The organism is Tropicibacter sp. Alg240-R139, from assembly GCF_900537075.1.
In the GTDB taxonomy this organism is placed as follows: domain Bacteria; phylum Pseudomonadota; class Alphaproteobacteria; order Rhodobacterales; family Rhodobacteraceae; genus Falsiruegeria.
The window spans coordinates 1,577,801-1,598,478 of record NZ_UNRA01000001.1; the positions used below are offsets into that span (position 1 = coordinate 1,577,801).

Annotated in this window: 18 protein-coding genes and 2 tRNA genes; 12 read left to right on the forward strand and 8 right to left on the reverse strand. The window is 57.7% G+C overall.

The window, feature by feature from the left end:
* Window positions 1–43: 43 nt before the first annotated feature.
* The 3 genes from G6R15_RS07590 to lexA all read left to right on the forward strand — a co-directional run bounded on the left by G6R15_RS07590 (window position 44) and on the right by lexA (window position 2,837).
* Window positions 44–889, forward strand: a complete 846-nt coding sequence (locus tag G6R15_RS07590; RefSeq protein ID WP_205520480.1) for a GIY-YIG nuclease family protein — start codon at window positions 44–46, stop codon at window positions 887–889.
* Entirely contained in the window at window positions 886–2,058 is a 1,173-nt protein-coding gene (gene glp / locus G6R15_RS07595; RefSeq protein ID WP_164659172.1) for a gephyrin-like molybdotransferase Glp, read from the forward strand. Before G6R15_RS07590 ends, glp begins: the two co-directional genes overlap by 4 nt.
* An 80-nt stretch (window positions 2,059–2,138) precedes the next feature.
* Entirely contained in the window at window positions 2,139–2,837 is a 699-nt protein-coding gene (gene lexA / locus G6R15_RS07600; protein ID WP_164659173.1) for a transcriptional repressor LexA, read from the forward strand.
* A 3-nt stretch (window positions 2,838–2,840) separates the two neighbouring features.
* On the opposite strand, the gene G6R15_RS07605 is transcribed toward lexA, so the two are convergent.
* A complete protein-coding gene (locus G6R15_RS07605) occupies window positions 2,841–4,865 on the reverse strand; it encodes a ComEC/Rec2 family competence protein (protein WP_164659174.1) in 2,025 nt (674 codons plus the stop codon).
* Window positions 4,866–4,944: 79 nt separating this feature from the next.
* Between G6R15_RS07605 and gltX the strand changes: the two genes are divergently transcribed.
* From gltX to G6R15_RS07620, 3 genes are all read left to right on the forward strand, one after another.
* Window positions 4,945–6,360 carry a glutamate--tRNA ligase gene (gene gltX, locus G6R15_RS07610; protein ID WP_164659175.1) on the forward strand — a complete coding sequence of 472 codons (1,416 nt, stop codon included), beginning with the start codon at window positions 4,945–4,947 and terminating at the stop codon, window positions 6,358–6,360.
* A 121-nt stretch (window positions 6,361–6,481) separates the two neighbouring features.
* Window positions 6,482–7,777, forward strand: a complete 1,296-nt coding sequence (gene gltA, locus G6R15_RS07615; RefSeq protein WP_164659177.1) for a citrate synthase — start codon at window positions 6,482–6,484, stop codon at window positions 7,775–7,777.
* A 496-nt stretch (window positions 7,778–8,273) separates the two neighbouring features.
* Entirely contained in the window at window positions 8,274–9,491 is a 1,218-nt protein-coding gene (locus tag G6R15_RS07620; RefSeq protein ID WP_164659178.1) for a calcium-binding protein, read from the forward strand.
* 7 nt (window positions 9,492–9,498) lie between these two features.
* Here the strand turns inward: G6R15_RS07620 and G6R15_RS07625 are convergent, their stop codons facing one another.
* On the reverse strand, window positions 9,499–10,587 hold the full coding sequence (locus G6R15_RS07625; protein WP_164659179.1) for a PA0069 family radical SAM protein: 1,089 nt from the start codon (window positions 10,585–10,587) through the stop codon (window positions 9,499–9,501).
* A 357-nt stretch (window positions 10,588–10,944) separates the two neighbouring features.
* Between G6R15_RS07625 and G6R15_RS07630 the strand changes: the two genes are divergently transcribed.
* Together G6R15_RS07630 and G6R15_RS07635 are read left to right on the forward strand one after the other, a co-directional pair.
* Complete coding sequence (locus G6R15_RS07630; RefSeq protein WP_164659181.1) at window positions 10,945–11,643, forward strand: B12-binding domain-containing protein; 699 nt, start codon at window positions 10,945–10,947, stop codon at window positions 11,641–11,643.
* Window positions 11,644–11,647: 4 nt separating this feature from the next.
* Entirely contained in the window at window positions 11,648–12,370 is a 723-nt protein-coding gene (locus tag G6R15_RS07635; RefSeq protein WP_164659182.1) for a DUF1638 domain-containing protein, read from the forward strand.
* Window positions 12,371–12,418: 48 nt separating this feature from the next.
* On the opposite strand, the gene G6R15_RS07640 is transcribed toward G6R15_RS07635, so the two are convergent.
* Complete coding sequence (locus tag G6R15_RS07640) at window positions 12,419–12,829, reverse strand: SufE family protein (protein ID WP_164659183.1); 411 nt, start codon at window positions 12,827–12,829, stop codon at window positions 12,419–12,421.
* Between the two features lie 149 nt (window positions 12,830–12,978).
* Between G6R15_RS07640 and G6R15_RS07645 the strand changes: the two genes are divergently transcribed.
* The gene (locus G6R15_RS07645; protein WP_164659185.1) at window positions 12,979–13,503 is read left to right on the forward strand and encodes a hypothetical protein; all 525 of its coding nucleotides are present in this window, start codon (window positions 12,979–12,981) and stop codon (window positions 13,501–13,503) included.
* 15 nt (window positions 13,504–13,518) lie between these two features.
* Here the strand turns inward: G6R15_RS07645 and rnd are convergent, their stop codons facing one another.
* The 3 genes from rnd to purM all read right to left on the reverse strand — a co-directional run bounded on the left by rnd (window position 13,519) and on the right by purM (window position 16,440).
* Window positions 13,519–14,679: a ribonuclease D gene (gene rnd / locus G6R15_RS07650; RefSeq protein ID WP_164659187.1), complete on the reverse strand. Its 1,161-nt coding sequence runs from the start codon at window positions 14,677–14,679 to the stop codon at window positions 13,519–13,521.
* 121 nt (window positions 14,680–14,800) lie between these two features.
* Window positions 14,801–15,397 carry a phosphoribosylglycinamide formyltransferase gene (purN, locus tag G6R15_RS07655; protein WP_164659189.1) on the reverse strand — a complete coding sequence of 199 codons (597 nt, stop codon included), beginning with the start codon at window positions 15,395–15,397 and terminating at the stop codon, window positions 14,801–14,803.
* The gene (purM, locus tag G6R15_RS07660; RefSeq protein WP_164659191.1) at window positions 15,394–16,440 is read right to left on the reverse strand and encodes a phosphoribosylformylglycinamidine cyclo-ligase; all 1,047 of its coding nucleotides are present in this window, start codon (window positions 16,438–16,440) and stop codon (window positions 15,394–15,396) included. The genes purN and purM overlap by 4 nt, the downstream gene beginning before the upstream one ends.
* Window positions 16,441–16,626: 186 nt before the next feature.
* Here purM and G6R15_RS07665 point away from each other — a divergent pair.
* Window positions 16,627–16,700, forward strand: a tRNA-Ile gene (locus G6R15_RS07665).
* A gap of 748 nt (window positions 16,701–17,448) precedes the next feature.
* On the opposite strand, the gene G6R15_RS07670 is transcribed toward G6R15_RS07665, so the two are convergent.
* Window positions 17,449–18,768 (reverse strand): ATP-binding protein, encoded by a 1,320-nt coding sequence (locus tag G6R15_RS07670; protein WP_164659192.1) that lies wholly within the window; start codon window positions 18,766–18,768, stop codon window positions 17,449–17,451.
* Window positions 18,769–18,812: 44 nt separating this feature from the next.
* Between G6R15_RS07670 and G6R15_RS07675 the strand changes: the two genes are divergently transcribed.
* Window positions 18,813–19,724 carry an MBL fold metallo-hydrolase gene (locus G6R15_RS07675; RefSeq protein ID WP_164659291.1) on the forward strand — a complete coding sequence of 304 codons (912 nt, stop codon included), beginning with the start codon at window positions 18,813–18,815 and terminating at the stop codon, window positions 19,722–19,724.
* Window positions 19,725–19,817: 93 nt separating this feature from the next.
* Window positions 19,818–19,892, forward strand: a tRNA-Asn gene (locus G6R15_RS07680).
* 322 nt (window positions 19,893–20,214) lie between these two features.
* Here G6R15_RS07680 and G6R15_RS07685 read toward each other — a convergent pair.
* The coding region (locus tag G6R15_RS07685) for an integrase core domain-containing protein (RefSeq protein ID WP_164659194.1) at window positions 20,215–20,678 on the reverse strand (464 nt) is incomplete at its 5' end.

Below are 20,678 nucleotides of genomic sequence, written 5' to 3' on the forward strand. Positions count from 1 at the left end.
TCGTTCTCTGGAACTATACTTTGTCGATGGGCATCCCGATGGAATGCTGACAGCCGAGGTCTTCAATTGGACTGGGCATGTCCTTCGCATTCCACGAACCAGATTAGCCGAAGGCCTTGCCCGACCGGAAGCGCGCCAAACCGGCGTCTACCTGCTGTTGGGTGAGGATAGCTCTGGCGAGTTAGCCTACATCGGCGAAACAGAGGATATGGCCCAAAGGCTGTCGCAGCATGCTCGGGAACGTGATTGGTGGGATGAAGCCGTATTAATCACCACCTATGGAGATGCACTACATAAAGCGCATGTCAAATATTTGGAAAGCAACTTGGTCAACGCAGCTCTGGGCGCGGGGAACCGACGCTTAGAGAACGGTAACAAGCCTGCGGGAGCGAGTCTGAATGAGGCCGCCACCGCAAATATGGAGAGTTTTCTGGAAACGCTCCATATGGTTCTGCCCGCCATCAAAGTAGACCTGTTCCGTTCCGGTCGGCGTGGCAGTGAAGTGGACCTGGACCAGGGCACACCTTTACCCGAAGGCCAAGAATTCATACTACGCGTCCCAAAGCATGGCATCGAGGCTCGCGCCATCCTGGCAAACCAAGAGATGATTGTGCAGGCAGGCTCACGAATCCGCGAAAACTGGGTTGGCGACCGTAAGCACAACACGCACTATTGGAAAATCCACGACACCATCAAGCAAGGAGGCTTGATCATTGCGTCCGACGATGGCGCAGTTCTGGCTCAGCCGTTTGCATTTTCCAGCCCGTCTGCTGCTGCTGCAGTCATAACTGGTCGTGCTGCGAATGGTAGAACAGCCTGGAAAACGCCTACTGGCCAATCGTATGCAGAGTGGGAAGAAGAGAGACTTTCAAAAGGTTTGTCGTCGTGATCACCGTTGACGACGCCCGCGCGCTGCTTTTGGACCTAGTTCAGGTCAGCGATATCGAAGAGGTTCCACTGGCCCAAGCCGCCACCCGGGTGTTGGCCAGTGACGTTGCCGCCACCCGAGACCAGCCCCCTTTTGCGGCATCGTCTATGGACGGCTATGCCGTCAAGGCCGCCGAGGTGGAGCAGCATGCCATGTTCAAACTCATTGGCGAGGCAGCAGCAGGCCACGGCTTTGACGGCACAGTTGGTGCCGGTCAGGCGGTGCGCATCTTTACGGGCGCGCCAATTCCGCAAGGTGCTGATTTCGTCGTCATTCAAGAGAACGTTGATCGCAAAGGCGATCTGATCACCATTTCGGATAACCCCGGTTACAAGGACAACATCCGCCCTGCCGGCGTGGATTTCCGCATTGGCGACACAATCGCTGCACCACGTCTTATCCGGGCCGAGGATGTGGCGTTGATGGCATCAATGAACATCCCTCGCGTCCCCGTGCGCCGCAAGCCGGTTGTGGCGTTGATTTCCACTGGTGATGAGCTGGTCATGCCCGGCGAAGTTCCTGGACCGGATCAAATCATCGCCTCGAACACCTTTGGCCTCAAAGCGCTGTTCGAACGTAACGGAGCTTGCGTGCGCGTCTTGCCAATTGCCCGCGACACGGTGGCCTCGCTTGAAACCACCTTTGACCTTGCTCAAGGCGCGGATTTGGTGGTGACCATCGGCGGCGCTTCAGTCGGTGATCACGATCTGGTGGAACAGACCACGCGGCAATTGGGAATGGAGCAGTCATTCTACAAGGTCAAGATGCGTCCCGGCAAGCCGTTGATGGCTGGTCGATTGGGCGAAGCGGCCATGGTTGGCCTGCCCGGTAACCCTGTATCTGCAATGGTTTGCGGGTATGTCTTTATCTTACCTATGCTGCGCAAGATGTTGGGACAGGACAATCCGACCGATACACTAATGACCGCGACCCTTGGTCAGAACTTAGCGCAAAATGGGCCGCGCCAACACTATATGCGCGCCCGCGTCGAGAATGGGAAAATCACGATTTTCGACAATCAAGACAGCTCTCTTTTGTCCGTATTGTCGCAATCTAACGCACTCGCCGTACGACCTGCAGAAGACCCCGCTCGCAGCGTCGGAGATGACCTGCACTACCTGCCGTTGTAGGACTACCAAAGAACAAGCGTTGACACAAAACAGGAACATGCGTAGAACAAATGTAAACGCATAGATCCTGAGGTGACGTGATGCTGACCAAGAAGCAACTGGATTTGTTGGAGTTTATTCACAAACGGCTCCAAGCGGACGGCGTCCCGCCCAGTTTTGATGAAATGAAGGTCGCTTTGGACCTGCGCAGCAAATCCGGCATTCACCGTTTGATCACAGCGCTGGAAGAACGCGGGTTTATTCGGAGGCTGGCACATCGGGCTCGCGCGATTGAGATTGTCAAACTGCCCGAAAGCTTGGGTGGTGAACCAACAACCGGATTTACACCGCGTGTTATCGAAGGTGATCGACCGGAAGCGGGGCGCCCCGCGAACTCAGAACCTGTAGCCATTCACGCGGTGGAGCTACCCTTGGTGGGACGCATTGCCGCCGGTCACCCAATCGAGGCAATTAGAGATCAATCGCATCAGGTTGCTGTGCCCGGGCAGATGCTGTCAGGCAAGGGTGAACACTATGCCCTTGAAGTCAAAGGCGATTCGATGATTGATGCGGGCATCAACGATGGCGATGTGGTAGTCATCCGCGAAACCTCTACCGCAGACAACGGCGACATCGTCGTGGCCCTGGTCGAAGATCAGGAAGCCACGCTGAAGCGCTTCTTTCGCCGCGGCAATGTCATCGCGCTAGAGGCTGCGAACCCAGCTTACGAAACCCGCATGTTCCCGGACAACAAGGTCAAGGTTCAGGGGCGTTTGGTGGGTCTGATCCGCACCTATTGATCGTCACTTGGACGACGTGTTCCACAACCGGCGGCCCGTGATCTGGGCCGCTGTTTTTATTCCTTCTGTTGAAATTGACAGGCTCCCGGTTTCGCGCAGTCGCTGCGGATCAAACAGGTGGCAACCACCACTGATTGATGCGGGAACCGAGGTCACGATGATTTGGTTCGCCTTACATTGATCGACCCCTGCAACCGCGCGTTTGCCCAACAGATGGATGACTTCCATTTTTCCAACCGTGATCCGCCGTTGCTTTGCGCTGCCATCAGCCCATCGCGAGGCAGCATTTGTTTGATCCGCTGCATCGCCATCGTTTTCCAACCAGACCGTTGCGATGAACCCCGCCCCCTTTGGCTTACTCAGCGCCCGTCCCTCTTTGGTCAACACGCCGATTAACCCGCCGGTGTCTGCAATCAGAATGCCGGGGCGTTCGGCCTGCGTCCAAAGTGCGAACGCCAGAATCGCCGACCCCACCCCCATCCACCGAAGGCGACCGCGCCACAACATCAACCACAGAAAACCGATCGCCAACAACGGCAGTGTCCATTCCGGCGGTGACATCACCCGGCGTTGTGCGCCTTCCATGTCCGACACCCAATGGGCGACCCACAAGATCCAGCGCAACCCGGCCCCCATCAGCTCCAGTCCGACCCATTCCAAGCCCAAGGGGGCAAGGCACGCTGCCAGAACGGCCGCAGGGATGACGAGAATACCCATCAGGGGCACAGACAGCAGATTGGCGATCAGGCCATAGCTTGCGATCGTGTTGAAATGCGCCGCCCCAAATGGCGCAGTGGCCAGCCCCGCCACAGCCGAACTGATGACGACCCCGAAGATAGGCTTGAGCCAGTTCGGGCCCATAGACCATTCCATGTCCCGAAAGGCTCCGAACACTGCGATCAACGCGGTGGTCGCGGCAAAGGACATTTGAAATCCGGGGCCAAGCAGGCTTTCTGGTCGAAGAACCAGAACGATCATAGCTGCTACCGCAACCGCCCTGAGGGACAGCGCACGCCGGTCCACCAGAACTGCGCACAACATCACCGCCACCATGACAAAAGCCCGTTCTGTCGCGACATTCCCCCCCGACAGGGCCAGATAAATGGCGGCCGCGATCAATGCACCTATGGCCGCAATCTTTTTGACCGGAGCACGCAAGGCAAGCGAGGGGATCATTGACAGGCCCGTGCGCAATGCACCGAACACAAAGGCCGTGAGCAACCCCATGTGAAGACCCGAAATGGCTAACAGATGCGCCAAATTGCTCGTTCGTAGGTCGCGCAAGGTGTCCTGGCTTACGGCACTTCGGTCCCCCGTGGTGATTGCAGCGGCAAAGCCTCCTGTTTCTCCTGGCAGAACCGACTGGATGTGGCGCGAGGCGGACAGGCGCAGCCTGTAGATCCAGACACCCCAATCGGCATAATCCGGCGGCCCAGCTCTCAGGACTGGGGACCGGGTGTACCCCACAGCGCCTAATCCCAGAAACCACGCATGTCGGCGAAAATCAAAGCCCCCCGGCTCGACCGGCCCCTGTGGTGGTGACAGGTGACCTGTCGTCATGACGACATCGCCAGGTGTCAGGACCGGCGATGATCCGTGCAGAGACAAGCGAACTTTGCGCGGGATTTCGTCTGGGGATACCCGGTTCAGACGCACGTGATCCAATGTGATACGCACCGCATCCGAGGCTGAACGGTCAATTGCGATGATACGCCCCTCAACCGGCCCGTAGTAACGCCAGTCCAGAACGGGCCCCGAAACCCAATGTGCCCGCGCGCCTGCCAAGGCAAACCCAAAAGATACCAATGAGATGCAGGCGATCAACGGGGTCCAGACATCTGGATGGCGCAAAACCCGGTAAAAACCTGCAACTGCCGTTGTCATCAAAAGCAGATAGGCCCACCACTCAGGTTCCGATTTGAGTAGGAAATACAGACCAATCCCGATGCCCAGGCAAACGGGCGACCAGGGGAACAGGTATCCGCGTTGCTTTTGCAGTGCGGCTTCGGTCCGTACCAGAACGCGCATGCTTGCTCCTATCCGTCCGTCTGGTTAGACAGGCGCAAACGTTACCGCCACCATAGTTACCAAAAGGTAAATGCCGCATATGTCCGATCAGGTCGTCACCCGTTTCGCTCCGTCCCCCACCGGTTTTTTACATATCGGCGGCGCGCGTACAGCTCTGTTCAATTGGCTTTATGCCCGTGGTCGCGGCGGCAAGTTCCTGCTGCGGATCGAAGATACCGACCGCGAACGCTCTACCCCCGAGGCGACCGCCGCCATCCTGCAGGGCTTGGACTGGCTGGGACTGGACCATGACGGCGAGGTGGTCAGCCAGTTCGATAGCGCAGCTCGCCACGCCGAAGTTGCGCATCAGTTGTTGGATGACGGCAAAGCCTACAAGTGCTTTTCGACGCAGGAGGAGATTGCAGCGTTTCGTGATGCGGCTCGGGCCGAAGGCAAATCGACCCTCTTTCGCAGCCCCTGGCGCGACACCGATGCGGCCAGCCACCCGGACGCACCGTATGTGATCCGCATCAAGGCACCGCAGGACGGCACCACTGTGATCCGCGATCAGGTGCAGGGCGATGTGATCATCCGCAACGATCAGCTGGACGACATGATCCTGCTACGCTCGGACGGCACACCGGTCTATATGCTGGCCGTTGTGGTAGATGACCACGATATGGGTGTGACCCATGTGATCCGAGGTGACGACCACCTGAACAATGCCGCGCGCCAGATGATGATTTACACGGCCATGGGCTGGGATGTACCGGTCTGGGCGCATATCCCTCTGATCCACGGACCGGACGGCAAGAAACTGTCGAAACGTCACGGAGCGCTTGGGGCGCAGGAATATCAAGCCATGGGTTATCCGGCCGCTGGCATGCGCAACTATCTGGCGCGTCTTGGCTGGAGTCACGGCGATGACGAATTCTTTACCGACGCTCAGGCCAAGGATTGGTTCGGCTTTGATGGAATCGGCAAAAGCCCGGCGCGCTTTGACACCAAAAAGCTTGAAAACTTGTGTGGTCAGCACATCGCCATCGCAGATGACGCTGCGTTGCAGCAAGAAACTCAGGGCTACTTGGCCGCGGCAAATCTGACTGCTCTCACGGAAACACAATCCGGTGATTTGAAACGTGCGATGTATTGCCTCAAGGATCGCGCGCGAACTTTCCCGGAACTCCTTGAAAAAGCTCACTTTGCCTTGACGTCGCGTCCAATTGAGCAGGACGCCAAGGCGGCGAAAGCGCTTGCATCGGTATCCAATGGTATACTGAGTGAATTGACGCCGCATCTGCAAAATGCTAGCTGGACCCGAGACGATCTGGAGGCCTCTCTGAACGGCTTTGCCGAAGCACGAGAGACGAAGTTCGGAAAACTGGCCGGCCCGTTGCGGGCCGCGTTGGCAGGACGAGCCGTAACACCTTCGGTTTTTGACATGATGCTGGTGCTGGGCAAAGACGAAAGCCTGGCACGGCTTCAGGATGCAGCGGAAAAAGCCCAATCTTCATAAACGGGTAACGCTGCACAGATACGACGGTCCTGCGCGACAGCGCGCAGGCGCTGCCCGCACGACCGTAGCGCCAGGTGTTGTCCTAGGCGCTCGTCGTGCCAGTACAGAGGAAGGGACATCTATGACCGAGAGCAAGAAAACAGCCACCCTCAGCCTAAATGGCGAATCCTACGAGCTGCCTATTTTTTCTCCGACCACCGGTCCGGACGTCATCGACATCCGCAAGCTTTACGGCACTGCGGGTGTGTTTACCTATGACCCCGGCTTTACTTCAACCGCAAGCTGCGACAGCACCATCACCTATATCGACGGTGAAAAGGGCGAATTGCTGCACCGCGGCTATCCGATTGACCAACTTGCTGGCAAATCGCACTTCCTAGAGGTGTGTTATCTGCTGCTTTACGGTGAACTGCCCGCTGCTGCGGATTTGGAAAAGTTCGAAAGCACCATTACCCGCCACACTATGCTGCACGAGCAGATGCACAACTTCTTCCGCGGCTTCCGCCGGGATGCGCATCCGATGGCCATCATGGTGGGTGTGGTTGGCGCCATGTCCGCATTCTATCACGACTCGACCGACATCGCCGATCCGCGACAGCGCGAGATCGCGTCTCATCGCCTGATCGCCAAGATGCCGACCATTGCGGCGATGGCGTATAAGTATTCCATCGGTCAGCCGTTTGTTTTCCCGCGCAATGATCTGGATTATGCCTCGAACTTCTTGCGCATGTGCTTTGCCGTGCCCGCCGAAGACTATGAGGTCAACCCGATCCTGAGCCGCGCGATGGACCGCATCTTTACCCTGCATGCGGACCACGAACAGAACGCCTCGACATCTACCGTGCGTCTGGCATCGTCCTCGGGTGCCAACCCGTTTGCCTGCATTGCGGCGGGTATCGCCTGTCTCTGGGGGCCCGCACACGGTGGCGCCAACCAGGCGTGTCTGGAGATGCTCAAGGAAATCGGCTCTCCTGACCGTATCCCCGAGTTCATCGCGCGGGCTAAGGACAAGAACGATCCGTTCCGCCTGATGGGCTTTGGCCACCGCGTCTACAAGAACTTTGACCCGCGCGCGACCGTGATGAAACAGTCGGCGGACGAGGTTTTGGATCTGCTGGGCGTCGAAAACAACCCGCTTCTGCAGGTTGCCAAGGAACTGGAGCAGGTCGCGCTGAACGACCCCTACTTTGCCGAGAAGAAGCTGTTCCCGAACGTCGACTTTTATTCGGGCATTATCCTTGAGGCGATGGGCTTCCCGACTTCGATGTTCACCCCTATCTTTGCGCTGTCGCGCACGGTGGGCTGGATTTCGCAGTGGAAAGAGATGATCGGCGACCCGCAGAACAAGATCGGCCGCCCGCGTCAGCTGTACCTGGGATCGACCGAACGTGATTACGTCGACATCGAAAACCGCTAATTTTCAATTGGTTTCCCCCAAAACGCGAACCCGGCCTTACATCAGGCCGGGTTTTTTCTTTTTTGTGTCGCCACCATGTCCATTGACTATTTTCGGCCCGGTACCAATCAACCTGGCCGGGTCAGAATTTTCGCGTCACAAGACGCCTCCTCAATCCACTTGCGCGTTGGCCCATGAAGATACTTAAGGTGATTTCGATATGATTGGCACCGGCATGATCATTGAAGGAAAATGACACTTAAATGATGTCTTGCGCAGCCTCGATCAAAGCTTGGATCACATTCTACCGTTTGAAAACAATCAAAACAGGATGGGCATAGGCGTGGAGCCTGTTTCAGACAAAAGTCCAAACATCTGTAGTCAAAGATCACCTATTGCGTGTACCCGCAGCCTCAGAGTTGCCTTCACCTAAGAAACAAAAACACTGTAAAACTTGACGCATTCATGCATTGAGTTATGATTTTATTAGGTTTTTTACTTTTGGGGGAAAGTGATAATGCTGCCAATCTATCTGATGGGCCTTCTGGGCGCCTTGGCCATCTATGGCGTTTACGAATGGGGTCGCGAAGACGGCCAAAACGAAACTGCGGATGCGATAACAGGGGATCCGGAAGAGGAGCCCCCTGCGGACGATCCACTCGAAGGAACTGACGAGTCTCAATCCATTCTGGCCTTTGTCGGGAACGACAGCGTCGATGCGGCTGGCGGCGATGACACCGTAGACGGCGCCGGAGGCGACGACACCTTAGACGGTGGCACTGGCAATGATTTGCTTTTGGGCAATGACGGCAATGACAGCCTGTTGGGAAGCGACGGCGATGATACGCTGAACGGTATGGACGGCGATGACACCCTTTCCGGTGCATTGGGCGATGACAGCCTGTCTGGCGCTGCTGGAAACGACAGTTTGGACGGCGGTGAAGGTGATGACTCTCTTGATGACGGCGTAGGTGACGACATTATCCTTGCAGGCGCTGGAGATGACACTGTGTTTGGTCAAGCCGGGGACGATATTACATCCGGCGGAGCCGGAAACGATCTGCTGCGGCATGCAGAGGGCATTGATCTGGTGCAGGCTGGCGAAGGCGACGACGAAGTGGTTCCGTTCTCCTTTGATGATCCCAACAGCACCGTCTGGGTCGAAGGAAACGCAGGAAATGACGACATCGAAGGCAGCGGGGGCAACGACACTCTGTTGGGTGGCGACGGCGCCGACACGATCACGGGTGACTCCGGCGACGACCTGTTGTTTTCGGGGGACTACATTTCGCGCAGTTTAACGCTGGACGAACTGATCGCAACCCGCGCCACTTTGCAGGCTGGCGACCCGATCGCGTTACCCGCGGGCGTTTCGCTTGCTGTTAACGACGATGGTGCTGCTGACGTCCTAAATGGCGGTGCAGGAAATGATGACCTTTACCTTGGGGATGGGGATTCGGGCTCTGGTGGTGATGGACAGGACGATTTCGTCCTACTCGATGGTGCACTATCCGATCTTGCGCAAATTCTTGACTACGACGAGACCGAAGATTCTATCGTCTACGTCTATGATGAAGGCGAGTCCGAACCTATGATCAGCGTGACGGACAACGGCGATGGCACGCACACCATCGAGGCAGACGGTGCCGCTGTGGCAATGGTCACCGCATCCTCTTTGTCTACCAGCAATGTCGTTTTGATCGAACGCGGTTCTGGCAGCGGGTTCGCGGTCTAACGCGGTGTCAAAACAGTGAAAGCTGGTCGCCCGGCTGTTGTGGAATCGCAAAAAGATCGGTCCTGAGGGGATCGGTTTTCTGCGCCAATCCCAATCGCCGGGTGGCGCTCTCAAACCTCTGTGCGATGATCTCGGCATAATGCCCCTCGCCCCGCATCCGATGCCCCCATCGCGGATCATAATCCCGCCCCCCGTGCATCTCACGCAATCGCGCCATGACGCGGTCAGCCCTGTTGGGTTCATGTTCGCTCAACCAGTCTTGCCAAAGCTGCGACACCTCGCGAGGCAGACGCAACATGATCCAGCTCGCGGCATCAGCCCCCGCGTCCGAACCAGCCGCCAACAGAGCCTCAAGTTCGTGATCGGTAAGCCCGGGCACCACAGGTGAAGTCATCACCCTCACCGGCACCCCCGCCCCCGTCAGCGCCCGGATGATCCGCAACCGCTGCATTGGCCCCGGCGCCCGTGGCTCCATTCGACGTGACAAACCGGGGTCCAGCGTCGTCAACGATACCCCGACACGCACAAGCCCCTTCGCCGCCATTGGTGCCAGAATGTCGATGTCCCTTTCGACCAATGTGCCCTTGGTGACGATAGCCACCGGATGGTTGAACTCAGACAGAACCTTCAGGCAGTCTCGCACAATCTTCATCCCTCGCTCGATCGGTTGGTAAGGGTCGGTGTTGGTCCCGATCGCGATCGGAGCCACTTTGTATCGGCGTGCGCTCAATTCTTTCCGCAAAACGTCTGCTGCATTGGGTCTGGCAATCAGTTTGGTTTCAAAGTCCAAGCCCGGCGACAGCCCCAAATAGGCGTGCGTCGGACGCGCAAAGCAATAGCTGCACCCGTGTTCGCAGCCCCGGTAGGGGTTGATCGACCGATCAAAGGGCAGATCAGGGGATCGGTTGTATGTAATCAGGCTGCGGGCCATTTCGTTCGAAACTTCGGTTCGCAATGGTGGCAGGGTTTCGTCGGCGGCCCAGCCATCGTCGTAGCCATCACGCGTTGTCGACTCGTATCGACCCACCGCATTCGACGACACACCGCGCCCGCGCGCTTCGCGACCTAAAAGTTTTTCCGTATACACCTGTTCCATTCACACAAAATGGAACAAATGAAGAACATTAACAACCCACATTCAAAACATGAATTCTGCAACGCAGCATTAACCCGCTGATTCTTTGGGTATTTCACAAATTCGAGCGCTGCCTGACGGACGACCATGAATTCGAGGTTTCCGCTTTCGCCGCAAAAGGCCCAAAGCGCCGGTCATGCACGATATCAAACATCATTCTGCGAATTTCTCATTATCAATCTCGCAAATTCGACCCTATAGGTCGGTTGCAGAACCGTCTGTGTCGCAACTGACGCAGTCGAAACGCGGCCAAACGGCAAAAACAGAAAAAACGGCCATCAGTCGGGCGCGGCCCGCAACAGCTTAAGGAATCGCACCATGTCGGAAGAAGATGACATCATCCTGTCGGAACTCGACGACGAAGAACTGGTCCAACAGATGTTTGACGACCTTTACGACGGTCTCAAGGAAGAGATCGAAGAAGGCGTCAACATTCTTCTCGAGCGTAAGTGGATGCCCTATGACATCCTGACCAAGGCTCTGGTTGGTGGCATGACCATCGTGGGCGCGGACTTCCGCGACGGCATCCTGTTCGTTCCAGAGGTTCTGCTGGCCGCAAACGCGATGAAGGGCGGCATGTTCATCCTGAAACCGCTGCTGGCTGAAACCGGCGCGCCGCGCGTCGGCAAGATGGTCATTGGCACCGTCAAGGGCGACATCCACGACATCGGCAAGAACCTTGTTTCGATGATGATGGAAGGTGCGGGATTCGAAGTGGTCGATCTGGGAATCAACAACCCTGTCGAAAACTATCTGGAAGCATTGGAAAACGAAGAGCCGGACATCCTGGGCATGTCGGCCCTGCTGACCACCACAATGCCCTACATGAAAGTCGTGATCGACACGATGGTCGAACAGGGTATCCGGGACGACTATATCGTGCTGGTTGGCGGTGCGCCTCTGAACGAAGAGTTCGGCAAGGCCATCGGCGCAGATGCCTATTGCCGTGACGCCGCCGTCGCCGTGGAAACCGCCAAGGATTTCTGCGGACGCAAACACAACCAACTCAGCGCCTGATCCGATGGTCAGACGCAACAGAACGGCTCGCCCCGAACGGCGGGCCGTTTTGCGTGCAACGGGTCGCTCGCTGCAAGACCAAAGCCTGACAGACAAGGGGCTCGCCCCGCCAGAACGCAAGACGGGTCGTATCCTGCTGATCGCCTGCGGTGCTTTGGCCCGCGAGATTCTGGCGGTGAAAGAACGCAACGGCTGGGAGCACATGGACCTGACCTGCTTGCCCGCCATCCTGCATATTCAGCCTGACCGCATCACCGAGGCCGTCGAGGACGCTGTGTTACGCCATCGCGAAGTCTATGATCAGGTCTTTGTCGTCTATGCCGACTGCGGCACCGGGGGGCATCTACAGGCAGCCTGCGAGCGATTGGGCGTTGAGATGGTCAAAGGCCCGCACTGCTATTCCTTCTTTGAAGGCAACGATGTGTTTGACGCGCGCAAGGATGATGAAATCACGGCATTCTACCTGACGGATTTCCTGGCACGTCAATTTGATGCCTTTATCTGGAAACCGATGGGTCTGGATCGCCATCCTGAACTGCTCGACATGTACTTTGGTAACTACACTAAGGTGGTCTATCAGGCGCAGATCGACGATCCCGTACTCACCGAGCGCGCCAAAGAGATTGCCGAGAGGATGGGGCTAGAATTCGAGCGCCGCTTTACCGGCTATGGTGATCTGGAAACAACCATGGCAGCTTGGGCGAAACCACCCTCATCTTCTTGCTGAAAATATCCCGGGGGGAATGGGCCGCAGGCCCAGGGGGCTGGCCCCCTTTCACGCTGATGCCAATGCAACCTCTTGGATACGCACGATCATCGAACGCACTCCGTTTGAGCGCTGCGCCGAGAGATGCTCATTGAGCCCCAGACGCTCCAGTTCGGCCCGCGCATCCACCTGACCCACCTCGGCGACTGGCAACCCGTTGTAAAGCGCGCGCAACACCGCGATCAGCCCCCGCACAATCAACGCATCGCTTTCGCCGTCGAACTTGAACACGCCCTTGTCAATCGAGGGCTGCAACCAGACCTGGCTGGCACAGCCGTGCACCTTTGTTGCGGGCACCTTGAACGCCTCGTCCAGCGGCTCCATCGCTTTGCCCTGTTCGATCACATGGCGGTAACGGTCTTCCCAGTCGTCCAGGAATTCAAAATCTTCCACCAGTTCTTCGAACGCCGCCGTTGCCATGATCCGCATCCTTCCGCTTGTCAGTCAGTGACCTAAGCCGCCCGCCCGTCACTGTCCAGACCTGCGATGGCTTTTCAACGGGTTCCAGATGCGGTAACCGATAACAACGAAAAGACTTGCAACAAAGACGTCAACACGGGGCGGGCATGATGAACAAACCTCTCGCAGTTCTATTGATCGCGGGGCTGACACTGTCAGCATGCAACAGCTGGAGCAATTCGCGGGTCAACCCGACGAACTGGTTCGGTGGCAGCACCTCGGCCCCGATTGATTCCACAGCAACGGCCAGCACCAACCCCCTCATTCCAGCATCGCGACGCGGCATCTTTGCGCGTCCCGAAGAAGAAGACCGCAGCATCCCGATCACCAATGTGACCGAGTTGCAGATCGACCCGTCAACCAGTGGGGCGATTATTCAGGTTGTCGGTGTGGCCAAACGTCAAGGCGCCTATGATGCAGAACTGCGACTTACCCCGGCTGAGGATGACGAGGCCAAGGGGGTTCTGACTTACACGTTCTACGTCACATATCCAGAAGATCCGACGCCTCAGGGGGCTGAACGCACGCGGACGATCCGCCAGGCCATCAGCCTGTCCCGTCAGGACCTGCAGAACATTCGTTTGATCCGCGTGATCGGTCAGGAAAACGTGCGTGAATCTCGGCGGCGCGGCTGACCGCGCCCGCCTCGGTCAACCCAGAGAAACAACCTTCACGGCCTGCCCTTTGGCCGTGAGCGCGATTTCACCCTCGCACAATCGCAGCGCGTCTTCACCAAAAACCTCATACCGCCAACCGCTGAGTGCGGGCACATCACGCATGCCTGCAGCGATTGCGTCCAGATCCGAGCTGGGTGCGATCAACTTGGCCGCAACGCCCGCGCTTTCGGTCTTGGATTTCAGCAAAACCCGCAACAGGTCTGCCAACGCCGGGTTAACCTGCAGCTTGTCACGGCTTTTATCAATCGTGGGGTGCTTTTCGGGCGGGCATTCCACGCCACGCTTCACAGCAGCAAGGATACCTTCGGAAATCGCCCCTTTGCGCGCCTCGCGCAACAACAACCGCGACCCGCCTAGATCCGAGCCGCTGCTCGGTTTGGTCGAGGCCAGCTCGACCATTGCGTCGTCTTTGAACACACGGTTGCGGGGCACATTGTTTGTTTGGGCATATTCCTCGCGGAACTGCGCCAGTTCCTTAACCACCGCCAAAAATTTACCTGACGTCGTGCGCGTTTTCACACGCTTCCAAGCGTCTTCGGGACGAATGTTGTAGGTTTCAGGTGCCGTTAGGATGGCCAGTTCTTCGGTGACCCAATGGCTGCGGCCAGATTTTTCCAGTTCGGCCGCCAGATATTCATAGATCGTGCGCAAGTGGGTCACGTCCGCCAGCGCATAGGTCTGTTGCGCTTTGCTCAGCGGGCGGCGTGACCAATCGGTAAAGCGAGAGGTCTTGTCGAGCCCCTGCTTGCAGATCTTGCGCACCAGGGTTTCATAACCCACCTGATCACCAAAGCCGCACACCATCGCTGCAACTTGCGTGTCAAAGAGCGGCTCAGGGAACACTTTGGCGTCGATCCAGAAGATTTCCAGGTCCTGACGGGCGGCGTGAAACACCTTGACCACATCCGTGTTACGGAACAGTTCGTGCAGCGGTTCCAGCGATATTCCCTCGGCCAAGGGGTCGACCAGAACGGCGTTTTCATCCCCCTCGCCCGGATATGCCAGTTGAACCAGGCATAGCTTGGAATAATACGTCCGTTCCCGCAGGAATTCGGTGTCGACTGTGACATAGGGGTGCTGCGCTGCGGCCGTACAAAAGTCGGCAAGGTCTTGCGTCGAGGTGAGGGTTTTCATCCGGCCGTCTTGTTTTTCTTTTTGTTTCTACGCCTGCATCCCGGCGTTTTGGGTCATTATTACAATCTTAAGACTAATCACAAGACTGTGTAAATCCGCAGGCCAGAGATTGGCAGCAAACTTACGTAAGGTGAACCGGTGTGCTGTTTTTTCCGGCAAAACGGCGCAAAACCGCCGGGTAGAGGCGGTGTTCCTGCTTAAGGACACGCGCCGCCAGTGTTTCTGGCGTGTCGTCATCCTGCACGGGCACCCGCGCCTGGCCCAGAATTGGGCCATCGTCCAGCGCCGCCGTCACCTCGTGCACGCTGCATCCGTGCTCGGCATCGCCGGCCTCCAACGCGCGGGCGTGAGTGTTGAGGCCCTTGTATTTCGGCAAAAGTGACGGGTGGATGTTCAGCATTCGCCCCTGAAACCGAGACACGAACCCCCCGGTGAGCACCCGCATGAACCCGGCCAGACATACGATGTCCGGCTTTGCGGCAAGAATGGGTTTGATCAGCTCAGCCTCAAACGCGGCGCGATCCCCCTTGAACGGGCGATGATCAACCCACGCGGTTGCGACGCCCCGCTCGGCGGCTTTTTTTAAACCGCCCGCGTGTTCGTCGTTGGACAGCACCAGACAAGGCCGCGCCGGGTGGTCGCCCACCATGCTGTCGAGCAGGGCCACCATATTGGAGCCCCCGCCAGAAATCAGGATCGCAACACGCTGGTGGCTCACAGCAGCTGGCCCGAATAGGTCACGCCCGGTGTGCCGTTGATGGTGCCAAGACGCGAGACGGTTTCGCCTGCCTCGCTCAGCAACGCGGTCAGCGCATCCGCCTGATCCGCATCGCACACCACGATCATGCCAATGCCGCAGTTGAAGGTCTTGAGCATTTCGCTCTCAATGATACCGCCAGTTTCGGCCATCCATTTGAACACGGGCGGCAAGTCCCAGGCGTTCAGATCAATCTCGGCGCCCATCTCGTCGGGCAGAACACGCGGCAAGTTCTCGGTCAAACCACCACCGGTGATGTGGGCCAGCGCGTGCACGCCACCTGCGCGGATCGCATCCAGCACCGATTTTACATACAGTCGTGTAGGTGTCAGCAGCACCTCGCCCACAGAACCTTCGCCAAAGGGGCAATCCGAATCCCAGGTCAGGCCCGACACCTCGACCAGTTTGCGCACCAGCGAATAGCCGTTGGAATGCACGCCGTCCGACGCCAGCCCCAGCAGCACGTCGCCTTCGGCCACACCAGCAGGCAACGCCGCGCCGCGTTCCATCGCACCTACTGAGAAGCCCGCCAAATCGAAATCGCCCTCGGGATACATGCCCGGCATTTCAGCCGTTTCACCGCCGATCAGCGCACAGTTGGACCGCACACAGCCCTCGGCGATGCCTTCGATGATACGGGCAGCGGTTTCGGTCTCCAGCTTGCCGGTGGCAAAATAGTCCAGGAAAAACAGCGGCTCGGCACCCTGACAAACCAGATCATTGACGCACATGGCAACCAGGTCGATGCCCACACCGTCGACCACGCCGGTGTCAATCGCGATCCGCAGCTTGGTGCCGACACCGTCGGTGGCCCCCACCAGAATCGGATCGTTGTATCCTGCATCCTTGAGGTCGAACAGCGCACCAAAGCCGCCCAAACCGCTCATCACACCCGAGCGGTTGGTGCGTTTGGCGGCAGGTTTGATCCGGTCGACCAGCGCGTTGCCTGCATCAATATCCACACCTGCTTCGGCGTAGGTCATCCCGTTCTTGCCCGCTGTCATCGGTTCATCCTCATGTTTGCTTGCGCGCGGGTTATTCGATTGTGGACCTGCATGCAACGGTCACGGGTGACGCAACGGGAAATAGCCCAATTTTCCGACAGTTTCGGGCACGGAAAATAATTTACCACAGCCACCGCGATAAACCTTGGCGGCGCAAGGACTTTGTTGTAATCACCGCCTGTTCCTGGGGGATTAGCTCAATTGGTTAGAGCAGAGCGCTCATAACGCTTTGGCTGGGGGTTCAAGTCCCTCATCCCCTAGGAACCTGCCCCCAACTCCTGAAAGTGAGGCGCCTTTCGGCATTTGTCACGCACTTTGTTCGGTGCCTTTTGAGGCAAGATTGACGACCATTTAGACATTTGAATTGGGCGTCTTGAGATGAGGCAGGCAAGCCTGAACCTATTGCATGCGAGAGCAGGTCCCTGTGCGAAATCTCAGCACAACTTCGTTATGCGCGGCTGGCCAGGGCTTGGTAGACCACCGATCCGTCCTGCGGCCACAGGCTGCACAAGGTGCGACGCCTGAACGCAAGATCGAGAGCATCATGGCTGTCTTTCCAATCCAAGGGCCGCGATTCCGGGGAACAGATGTGCGCCGTTATGAAAGGCAAAACAACGCACCAACGACTCGCCCAGCAAGGTCGAGATCAGCAACTATCATTCCCTGGAAAAGAGCGAATTAGCCCTGCCTGTATCACCCAAAGACAGGTCGCGCGCCGCGCAACCGCTGCTGATCCCGGGCGATAACGCAGCTGGTAAAGTCACACCCCTTGATAAACTGGCGCTTGCTTGGATGGGTTCAGGAACACGCCGCGCGCTTAGGGGCTTGGCCCTCAATAAGATCACCTTGAATCCCAAGTATCTCAGCGGCATGGCAGACCCCTTGGAGATGGCGAGCCAGTCAGCAGGAGTTCGTGGCAGGGAGGCGCAGGCGCTAACGTTGGTGCATATGGACCCCGCGCACCTGCCTGCGCGACAGATGTTGCGTTCTCTTGACCTGTCGGCCGCGTCACCGCCCAATTACAATGTCGGCGCAAAGACCACCCAGGTCATCGCTATCGCCCAAGCGCAATGTACCGCCATGGGCGCGTGCGATGTCGGCCACAATGGCCAGCCCCAGCCCCACACCAGATCCCTGGTTCTGATTGCGCGCTGGATCAAGGCGAGAAAACGGTTTTATCGCCTCTCCGCGCAAGTCTGCCGGAATACCTGGCCCGTCATCTTCGACCCGGACCCGAAGTGATTTCTGCGTCATTACCATACTGACCTGAGCCCGCGTCCCATAGCGCACCGCATTCCCGATCAGGTTTTCCAACGCGCGCCGCATAGCCAGCGGCCGAAGCAGGACCTCTCCCTCGGCAATGCACGCGCCAAGCGTCACGTCGCGCCCGGCCCGTTGTGCATCCTCGACAATCTTGCGGGTCAATTCAGTCGGATCTATCAGTTCGGGCGCCGCCTCGGACGCGCCCCGTGAAAACTCCAGGAACGCATCCAGCAACTGCTGCATCTCGTCCACGTCCTTGAGCAAGGGGTCCGCATCATCGTCGTCCAGCATCGACAACCCGAGCTTCAGCCGCGTCAACGGCGTGCGCAAATCGTGGCTCACACCAGACAGCATCAACGTGCGCTGTTCGATCTGTCGTTCGATCCGGGCGCGCATATCCAGGAAGGCGCTGCCTGCCGCGCGCACCTCGATCGCGCCCGAAGGCCAGTAAGGCACGTTTCGCCCACGGCCAAAGGCTTGCGCAGCATTCGCCAACCGGGTGATCGGGCGCAATTGATTGCGCATGTAAAGAAACGAGATCGTCGTCATCAAAACACCGAAAAACACCATAGTCACGATCAACTGATGGGGTGCGGCCGGGGACAAGCGCCGGCGGTCAAACGAAACTTCGACCGGCCCCAGATCGCTTTCGATGTACACCTGCGCCAAGCGGCTGTCACTAAGCGCAACGGCCAACGTCCCTTCAAGCCGGTTGTGGAACGTCTTTGTCACGATGCGTCCAGTATAATCGTACCACCAGCGCGTATCTCGATCCGGCACGGCATCATCGTTCAGAAAACGCACCTGCATCTGCAATGCTGCCAGATACGGGCGCATCGCTCCCAACATCTCGTTCTGGGTTTCAGCCCGTTCAGCCTGATCCCCGATCATCTCGATCTCGCGCACGATGGTCAGTGTCATCTGTTTGGTGACATCTTCCAGATTGCGCTGGATAAATGCGACGGACACCACCAATTGCAGCACAATAACCGGCAGAACCAGGATAAGCGCGGCCCGGCCATACAGGCTGCGTGGCATATATTGTTTGAGCCAACGGAAAGACATGCGTTAAGCCTAACGGGCAGCCAAGCCGAGAGAAAGAGCAGATGATTCAACCACCAGACGATTTTGATCCCCCCGTTGGTCAACCCTTGCAGCTGGCACCCGGAGTCCGGCGCGTTCTGGCGCCCAATCCGTCACCGATGACCTATCGTGGCACCAACACCTATCTGATCGGCGACCGAGAGCTGGCGGTCATTGACCCTGGCCCGATGTCTCCTAACCATCTGGAGGCGATCCTGGCAACGCTGGAACCTGGTCAATCCATCAGCCACATCATCGTGACTCACACCCATGTGGATCACTCGCCGCTGGCCGCCCCCCTGTCCAAGCGGACCGGCGCCAAGATCTGGGCCTTTGGCGGTCCAGAAGCAGGACGCAGCGCGGTGATGAGCGAACTGGCTCAAGCCGGGCTTGCTGGCGGCGGCGAAGGCATCGACACCGGGTTTCAACCGGACGTCACGGTTGCAGATGGCGAGATGATAGAGGGTGACGGCTGGGCGCTCGACGTGATCCACACGCCCGGCCACCTGGGCAACCACATCGCGCTTGCCCTTGGGGACGCCTGTTTCACCGCCGATCACGTCATGGGTTGGGCCAGCTCTCTGGTATCTCCCCCCGACGGCGACCTGACCGACTTCATGGTTGCTTGCGCCCGCCTGCGCGCCTGCGATTGGTCAGTATTTCATCCCGGCCATGGCGCGCCCATCAATGACCCCGCCGGACGTCTGGACTGGCTGATCGAGCACCGCATGATGCGCGAGGCACAGATCTTGGTCGCGCTGGAACACGGCCCGGCCACAGCCCGTGACTTGGCCAAACGCATCTATACCGAGACACCGCCCGCCTTGCTGTCCGCTGCTGAACGAAACGTCTTTGCCCATCTGGTAGATTTGTTTGGAAAATCCCGAGTAGAGCCGACAGATCAGCTCTCAGCCACAGCCGAGTTTTCCAAGCTCTGACCACGCTGCGAGACGGCGCGTGAAAAAAGTTCTCGAATTCGGTGAAAACCCTCTGGACGGTCGAATTTCCGATTGCTATAGGGCACGAACCGTTCCGGCGTAGCTCAGCGGTAGAGCAGTTGACTGTTAATCAATTGGTCGTAGGTTCGATCCCTACCGCCGGAGCCATAAAAAGCCCTTAAGTCGCAAAGGCTTAAGGGTTTTTTTGGCTTTAGGAATTGGGGCGGAATTTGCCTTTAAGGGGCAATTTAGGGGCATTTTTTTCTCAACGCCTCCCTAGCCACGGCCACAATTCTCAACACACGCTGAGCAATACTGGTGTCGCCACTACAACCTTGCCTGAAGCCCGAAAACGTATAAGCTCGGTCAGGATAGTTATCTTTTCTTCTTCTTTTAGAACAAGGTGCTATGCAATGAAAGCTAGCTATGAGGAGCTGCGGACTGTCAAACAGCTTGTGAGCAGCCTCATCTGACTGGTCCAAGTTGATTGTTAGTGCATCATCGGCCTCTGATCCATCGGGATGATGGTTTCAGGCGCTGGCGGGCGATAGCCCAGTGCACTGTGGGGGCGTTTTGTGTTGTAGTGTCTCCTCCATTGTTCGATCAGGATTTGTGCTTCGCGCAAGCTGTAGAAGATTTCACCGTTGAGCAGCTCATCCCTGAACCGGCCATTGAAGCTTTCACAGTATCCGTTCTCCCACGGGCTCCCAGGTTCGATGTAAGCTGTCTTGGCGCCAACGGCGGCGATCCAGTCTCGGACAGCCTGGGCGACAAATTCCGGCCCATTGTCGGAACGTATGAAACTCGGCGCGCCGCGAAGTATGAACAGGTCTGTCAGGACATCGATTACATCGGTCGAGTTCAGCTTCCGCTCGACCCTGATAGCCAAACATTCCCGACTGAACTCATCAAGGATGTTCAGCGTCCGGAAGGCTTTGCCACTGTCCCTTATAC